2 protein-coding genes are annotated in these 7,893 nt (G+C 44.7%); both read right to left on the bottom strand.

Going from position 1 to position 7,893, the window contains the following annotated elements:
- Positions 1-2,354: DUF4347 domain-containing protein (locus QUB11_RS26160; RefSeq protein ID WP_333198486.1), on the bottom strand; the 2,354-nt coding region annotated here is incomplete at its 3' end.
- Between the two features lie 501 nt (positions 2,355-2,855).
- On the bottom strand, positions 2,856-7,893 hold a 5,038-nt coding region (locus tag QUB11_RS26155; protein WP_333256211.1), incomplete at its 5' end, for a calcium-binding protein.

The raw sequence follows: 7,893 nt of genomic DNA, 5'->3' as shown, positions 1-7,893 counted from the left end.
GACGCTGAGTCGCCGAGATTTACCGTCCATCCTGACGGAGTTTTGTCGTATTCAACGATGAATTTCGCTTTTTTGATTTTGCCGTCAAAATTGATTTTGGCTACGGCTTCTAACCAACTGTCTGCGTTTGAGTCTGTCGGGGTATTTACTAGAGAAATAAACTGGTTTGGCCCACCAGTAATTGTGCCTGTTTTGAGGTCTATTTGGTACGGACTCAGGGTTGAAGGCTGACCGTTAGCAGCAATAGTTAGTGTGGTTTGTTTGGTTGTACCGGCAACGCCACCAGTGATTGTGCCAAAGTTGAAGATTGCGGTTTCGGCGTTTTCAACTATGTTGTCGGGTTTGATAGTAAATGCAACATTCTGGGTGAGTGCGTCACCTGTTGCACCGGCGGGGAAAATAATCGAGGTAGGCGAAAAGGTGTAGTCTGAATTTTCGGTGGCTGTGCTACTGGGGTCGATGACAATTGGTACTGTCACGTCAGCGTCAGGAGTAGCGCTGATAGTAACGGGAATATTGACTACTGTATCCGCAGTTCCTTCAGTGCCACTGTAAGTTGCAGCAGCGAAATTTACCGCCGGGGATGTATTCAGCAGAATCGAGGTGTTTTGACCACCAAAGTTCGCCGTAGCTAAATCGGATAAACCATCTTTGTTAAAATCGCCTACAACAATACCTTGGGGATTGGCTCCCACAACAAAATTAGTGGCAGTCCCAAAGCTGCCATTGCCACTTCCAAACAAGACGGAGACATCGCCCGATCCATTGTTGGCTGTAGCTAAATCGACTTTTCCATCGGCATTGAAGTCGCCACTAGCAATAGCAAGCGGTTGTGTTGCAACGCCAAAGTTGGTAGCTGCACTAAAGTTTCCCGTGCCATCTCCTAACAGTATTGATACGTTGTTTGAGCCACCTTCGTTACTCGTTGCTAAGTCAGCATTATTGTCTCCGTTAAAGTCTCCTAAAGCAATGTAATTAGGGCTATTTCCAACGGTAAAGTTAGTGGCGGGGGCGAAAGTACCATCAGCATTCTGCAACAGGATGGATACGCTGCTATCACCATAGTTCGCTGTCGCAAAGTCTGACTTGCCATCTTTGTTAAAGTCGCCGACAAGCACAAAATAAGGATTTGACCCCACGCTCAAAGTAGTAGCGGCGCCAAAAGTACCATTACCATTACCAGGCAAGATGGAGATGTCGTTAGAGTATTGATTGGCTGTAGCTAAGTCAGAATTGTCGTCCCCGTTGAAGTCTCCCACAGCGACGGTATACGGACTTGACCCCACCCCAAAGTAGGTGGCAGTACCAAAAGTGCCATCGCCATTCCCCAACAGGAGAGAAACGTTGTTAGTCGCATTATTAGCGGTAACCAGGTCAGAATTACCGTCTTTGTTAAAGTCGTCTACAGCGACAGACCAGGTATTGAGAGCGCTCGGCGGGCTGGTGTTAAGATTAGTGGCAGCGCCAAATAGGCCAGTGCCATCTCCCAGTGCGATCGAGACGTTGCGAGCCTCTCCAGTGGTTGCAAAGGCTAGGTCAAGATTGCCGTCTTTGTTAAAGTCCGCAGTCGCAACTTTACGGAGACTATAGGTTATGGGAAAATTACTCGCAGCACCAAAACTATTCAAAACATACTCGTAACCCGCTAACACTTCGGCTTCAAATACCAGCGGTGTTTCTATTTTCCCGGTTCTGACTTCCAGTTCCCAGTCCCCGCCTTTTGTTACACTTCCGGTGAGGTTTTGGGAAGCCGCAACGTTTGTATTTGTGAGTTGGGCAATTCGTTGGATGAAGGCGAAACCGTCTATATCTCTCGCCTGTTCATTATCTATGGCGTATTCATTATCTATGGCGTATTCATCCGATCCGCCGTTCGTTTCAACCCCCGTCTCATAGCGAAAGTCCTCTGAAGAGGACTGAATAGCCGGCTTGTTTTCAGTCGGTTTCAACCGACTTGAACTTTGAGCCTGGGAATTCATTCCCTGGCAGACTTTCCCAGAAGCGCGAGGTGCTGATGCGACATTACAACCGTAAATCAGAATGTCCGCACCCAGAGTTAAAGCACTCCGCCACTGCTGCAATTTCTCGGAATAAGCTTCCAGATTATCTAAACTAAAGCGAACGTCGCCGAGTTGCAAGCTGCCGGGAGCACCGTGAGAAACAATGTGAATGCTGTCAATATTTGTCCGAAGAGCTAAAATTTGAGTAATTTGGTCGATCGCATCCCGGTTCCCATCCAAAACGACTACTTCCGTACCCGGTTTTACCCCAGCGACTAAACTTTGATAATTTTCTACTTGAGTGTCGATAAAGGCGATCGCACTTGGTGAAACTTGATTATTTAAAATTGGCATAATGCACCTACTAATAGCTAAAAAAAGACAATAGTTTCCCTGTTTCGCGACTTGCGTCCGAAACACTTTCTGAAGGTTGTAGTAACCATAACTGTTTTTTTAGAGAATATCTATAAAGTTTTCTTTATAAACACCTTTTTATTTAAAGTTTTGATAAAGTTGGGGGATTTTATTAAGTAATATTACGGATTAGCCAGCGCGAGGTGGATGATACAACACAAAAACATTTCAATAGCAAGTGTCATTATACTGAAATATTAAGAGCGGGATTTTTGATAGATATCTGCCATGCGGTTGGGCCATTCGTTTCAAGCCCTAGCGGACTTTCGCGCAAGGGTGGGGGCGGGTTTAGGAGATAATTGGTATTAGGCAATTATTTCGTAAACCCGCCCCTAAAACTTATTCGTTACCATCTTTACGGGCGATTCCCTACGGGATAGCTTCGCACGCGCGGACTTACTTCAAACTCGGATATAATAAGTGCTTAAACCCACATCTTTCTCAAATCAATGCGAAATTAACGGCACTAATACTGCTAGCAGAAACTCCTGCCAGAGAAGCTAAAATCTCCCCTGTTTGTGCAAACCGGATTAAAGTTGAACCGCTATCTTCGGCAATTGCCAATTGCGAGAAAGTCAACCCGTTACCCAATACTAACAAGTCTTGACCGACTTCAAAGTCAGCAACAGTATCAATACCAGAATTGGTAGATAATAAGAAGCGATCGCTCCCTACATCCCCTACTAAGGTATCATCGCCCAAATCACCACTCAGGAAATCGTTACCCTGACCTCCTAGCAGAATATCATTGCCTTGACCGCCGTAGAGGGTATCGTCGGCTTTTTCACCAATTAGGATATCTTCACCTCGATTGCCAGAAAGGAAGTCACTAGCCGCACCACCAGTCAAAGTATCAAAACCCTTTCCGCCGTAAAGCGTATCGTCACCAATTCCACCATCTGTCAAGTCGTTGCCTTGATTGCCATTCATCCAATCGTTGCCATCAAGGCTAAACAGCAAGTCATTTCCTTTTTTACCGCGCAATACATCGTCGCTAGCGCTGCCCATGAGGGTATCATCGCCATCTGTGCTTTCGGTAGTATTTTCCCCATCTTTAACGAATTCAATACCGCTTTCTGGGAATGGTTCATTGGGTGTAGACGGTGTACTAGAGTCATCAGTATCTAAAGTATTGCGGACTGTTGGGTTGTTAGCTGTCGCCGACTGGATTTTGGTATTTAGAGATGCACCAGTATTTTCGGAAATCACCGACTGAATCGTCTTATTTCCGGCTGCGACTTGCAGTAAATCTTGAGCTACTTCTCCTTGTGCGACTTTTTGGATGCGGGCGATTTCTGTCGCGGCATCTGAGGGCGAGGAATTGCTGGATGCGATCGCACCAATTCGCTGATTTCCCTCTGCAATAATTTGGGCAGCATCCGAGGAAATACTGAATACTTGCGGTACTTGCAGTTGACTCGTTGCCGACTCAATAATCGCTTGCAATTGTGTGGAATTGCTTAAGTCGAGAGTGCCAGATTTAATTCGATCGGCAATCGCAGAAATGACGCTAGAGGCAATCTCATTTTTAGCAGTATTGGAAGCACCGCTAATTAAATCTGTGACTAAAACAATGGTATTTTGTACCTGAGCGTGGGCTGCATAAACCGCCAAACCATTCGGATCGTTTTGAGTAATTGCTTCTAGCGGATCGTAGCTAGTCAAGTCAATTGCTGGCGGCAACCCCAGTGCAGATTTTACTTGAATTTCAGCAGTTTTAGGGTTAGTGCCTTGCTGGGCTAACTCAGCAATGACGGTAGTTAAAGGTGTCACCACCTCCGACTCTGGAGTAGAAGACAATTGTGTGTCTAGGGGCAAATAGGTGGAGATATCTATCCCGCCAGCCAAGACAATTTTGCCTTCGGTATAGTCGATATCGCCATCTTGATTGTTGTCGAACTTTTCTAGTTCTACTGTGAGGTCGAAGCTGCCATTAGGGTTGGTAAAGGCGAAGGGCTCGTTATCATCTTGCAGGCCATTGAAGTTGGCATCGAAGAAGACTTTTCCGCCAGTGATGTAACCGTCAATGGCACGACTTTTGCGCGTCCAACCAGTTCCCAATCGGAAGTCAGCCAATTTCTTTTCACCCAGGCGTACCTCGTAAGGTGTCTTCCAGTCCCCAGCGAGCAAATATTCTTTGTACTGAGCCTTAAAATCTAAGGCAGCTTTCAGATCGCCATTGACTTCAAACAGGCTCAGGGGTTTGCTGATGCGGGAAGTAATTTCTGAGGCACGAATCTTGCCATCACCTGTTCCTCCAAATTGCTTAATTGCCTGTTTAGCGAAGCTCGCGAGGAATTCTTGGGCAAGAATTTTTTGCACAAAACCATTTTTGCTTGAGTCCAGAATCTTCCCAATTTCAGCTTCTAAATTCTCAGCGTTGGGATTGAAGTTGTTGGCAATCGATGAATCTAAGTTAAGCTTAACTAATGCGTCGCGCAGCAACTGCCGTACAGACTCTATCTTATCTGAGGGAACAACCCCTTCGCCCACATCGAGCAAGTCTAACTTAGCATTCGCCTCAATTCCGCCTGTGAGATAAGCTCTTGCTGCATAAACATCAACTCCGCCGCTAGCCTTAATACTAGCGTTAAGCTTGAGTTCATTAACATCCGACCCTGTACCATTCGCTTTTTTGCGATCGCTCACATAAAAACCATCAAGAACTTTGTAGGCATCTGAGGGCTTAAAACCAGATTGTTTCCATTGAGAAAGTCCATAGGTATCAAAGCCGAAACCAAAGTTAGCTTTAGCTTCAAAATTTCCCTCTAACTTGCCGTTGACACCTATATTTACTTTGGGAATTGAGTAGATAGGAAACGTTTCACCGATGTTGAATTTAAAGTCTAGCTTCGGCACTTGATAGGTAAACAGGTTGACATCAGGTTTACCCATCAGCAAGTCGATGGCAACTTCAGGCTCGGTCAAGATCGGAAAACTCAGCCCATCCATGTTTTGAAAGAGCGTCAGCAACTCATCAGTCTTGACATTTGATTTCGATTTAGCTTGGTCAGTGGGAGATGTCGCGGTTTTGGTTTTAGTTATCTTAGCGGTTTTGGTATCAGCCTTGGGATCTGTGGCATCAAAATCGATCGCGTAGTCACCTAAATCTATAGCAACGTTCTCCTCTTGAGATGACAAACTATTGAGCAAATCACTTGCTTTGCCGATGTCCTTAAGAGCATCTAGAAATCGATCGTCGATCGTTGTACCAGTGAGAGTGGCACCCGCTTCGATCAGTGTCACCTTGCCATCACGGTCTTTGTCGAATAACTTCCTGATAGGTTTGAATTCTGACAGCAGTTTAATATCGCTATCGAGTGCGTCGATTATAGGAAGGGCCGGCTTCACAATATCCTTGACTTTGGTGATGACAGGTTTAGCAAAACCCGTGATAAAGCTTCCCAAATCTAGCTGCATATTGTTAAATGCAACTGTCGGCTGTTGCGGCCCGGTTAATTCACCGTTAGCGTAATTGACGATCGGCCAATTAACTCCAAGGTCAAAGTCAAAGGAAGGGATAGCTGGATTGCCGTTAACGCTAGTTTTAGCTTGCAGACCGAGATTAGCACTACTATTTAAGGTAGGATTCAATAAGTCTGACAACTGATAGTTGCTAGTCAGTTCTGGGAAGGTTAGGCGATCGCCGTCATCAGCACCTCCCAAATTATCTAAATCTTTTAAGTTGACAGCAAATTTTGCTTCGGCTTTGGTAGGACTGTCGTTATCGTTGGTAAGGTCAACTTGGAAAAATCCTAATTGACCTTTGGCATTGAAATTATTATCTAGACCAGCTTCTACATTTGCGTCCAGTTTGGTTTTGTTGGTGTCAACATAGAATCCCAAATCTTTATTGATGCCAAATCCCAAGGATAAATTGCCATCAAATTTGGATTGTGCTTTGCCATTTACGTCCAAACCTAATGCTGGAAGTCCTAAGTCTCCAGAAAGGTTAACATCTGGGAATTCATAGTTTTTGTCTAGGGAAATTTGCAGATTAATGTCATCTGGAGTACCTTGGCCAATTACCCTCAAACTAGGTAAATCTAAAAAGCCAAAGAGTTTTTTGGAAGGGAAATATTTTTTTAAGGCTTCTTGCAGATTCCTGGCAACCTCTTGAGAAAAATTATGGCTAAATTGAGAAGTTAATTTTGCACCTAGTGCTTCGGAATTGAAAGTGCCATCTAGCGAGTCTTGGACAAGAGAAGTGAGGGTTGAAGTGAGAGCGCGATCGCTAACTAACTTCAACTCATTTATTGTACTCTCCTTGACTGTATTCAGGAAAGTCAAAGCACTAGAATCTCCGGGAATTACATCTTTTAATTTCCCTAAAATTGGCAGTTTTACTTCCAGTAAATTTTGATTGATACTGTCTTGAAGCTGAGTCAAGCTTGTTTCCAACCCTTGTAATGTTTGCCCCCAGTTAAAAGAGGCGTTATCGATGTTAATTGTTGGATTTGGCGGTGCAGTTAATTGACCGTTGGTATAATTAATAGCCTGCCAATTAGCGCCCAGGTCAAAACTTAAGGAAGGAAAAGCAGGATTGCTGTTAATGCTAGTTTTAGCTTGGAGACCGAGATTAGCGTTAGCAGTTAAGGTAGCATTGAACAAATCTGCTAACTGATAGTTACCACCAAGTTCTGAGAGAGTTAAGCGAGATCCATCATTCGCACCTCCCAAATTATCCAAATCCTTCAAATTGACGGCTAATTTAGCCTCAGCTTTAGTGGGTTTTTGAGGATTATTATTCAGGTCAAGTTGTAAAACGCCTAAATTAGCTTGCCCCTTAGAGTTGTCATCTATTCCGGCGTCAAAATTAGCTGTAAGCTTGGTTTTGTTGGTATCTATGAAGCAACCAAAATCTTTATGAACACCCACAGCGATCGCCAAATCAAAATTTGCTGTGGATTTAGCTTTCCCATCCGTAGTCAAACCTAATCCAGGCATCCCTAAATTTTGGGCTAAATTAGCATCGCTTTGATATGCTTTACCCAGAGTAATTAGTAAAGTGCTTTCCTCTTGAGTAGAATTGCGATCGACTTTGACGTTGAAATCAGATCCAAGTACATTGCCCAGAGTAGTTTCTAACTGATCTGTAGTTTGATTTACCCCATTTTTAACCGCATCGACTAGCTTATTTTTGAAGCTGTCAATAAAATTGGGGGCAATGTTCTTCAGGGAACCAACTATGGGTAGTTTAATTGTGTTTAGCTGGTCGTCAAGGATGTTTTCAAGTTTGTTCAATCCAGCTTCTAAGCCACACCAATTATTCTGTGTGTTGATGATAGCAGGGGGTGTCGGTGTCGGCGGCGTCGGCGGCTCGACTATAACTGGTGTCGGTGTCGGTACTTGTGGCGTCGGTGTCGGCGGCTCGACTATAACTGGTGTCGGTGTCGGTACTGGTGGCGTCGGTGTCGGCGGCTCGACTATAACTGGTGTCGGTGTCGGTACTGGTGGCGTCGGTGTCGGCGGCTCGACT

Origin of the sequence: Microcoleus sp. B6-A1, from assembly GCF_036705085.1 — a bacterium.
Classification (GTDB): domain Bacteria; phylum Cyanobacteriota; class Cyanobacteriia; order Cyanobacteriales; family Microcoleaceae; genus Microcoleus.
This window is presented reverse-complemented; position numbering and strand designations above follow the sequence as displayed.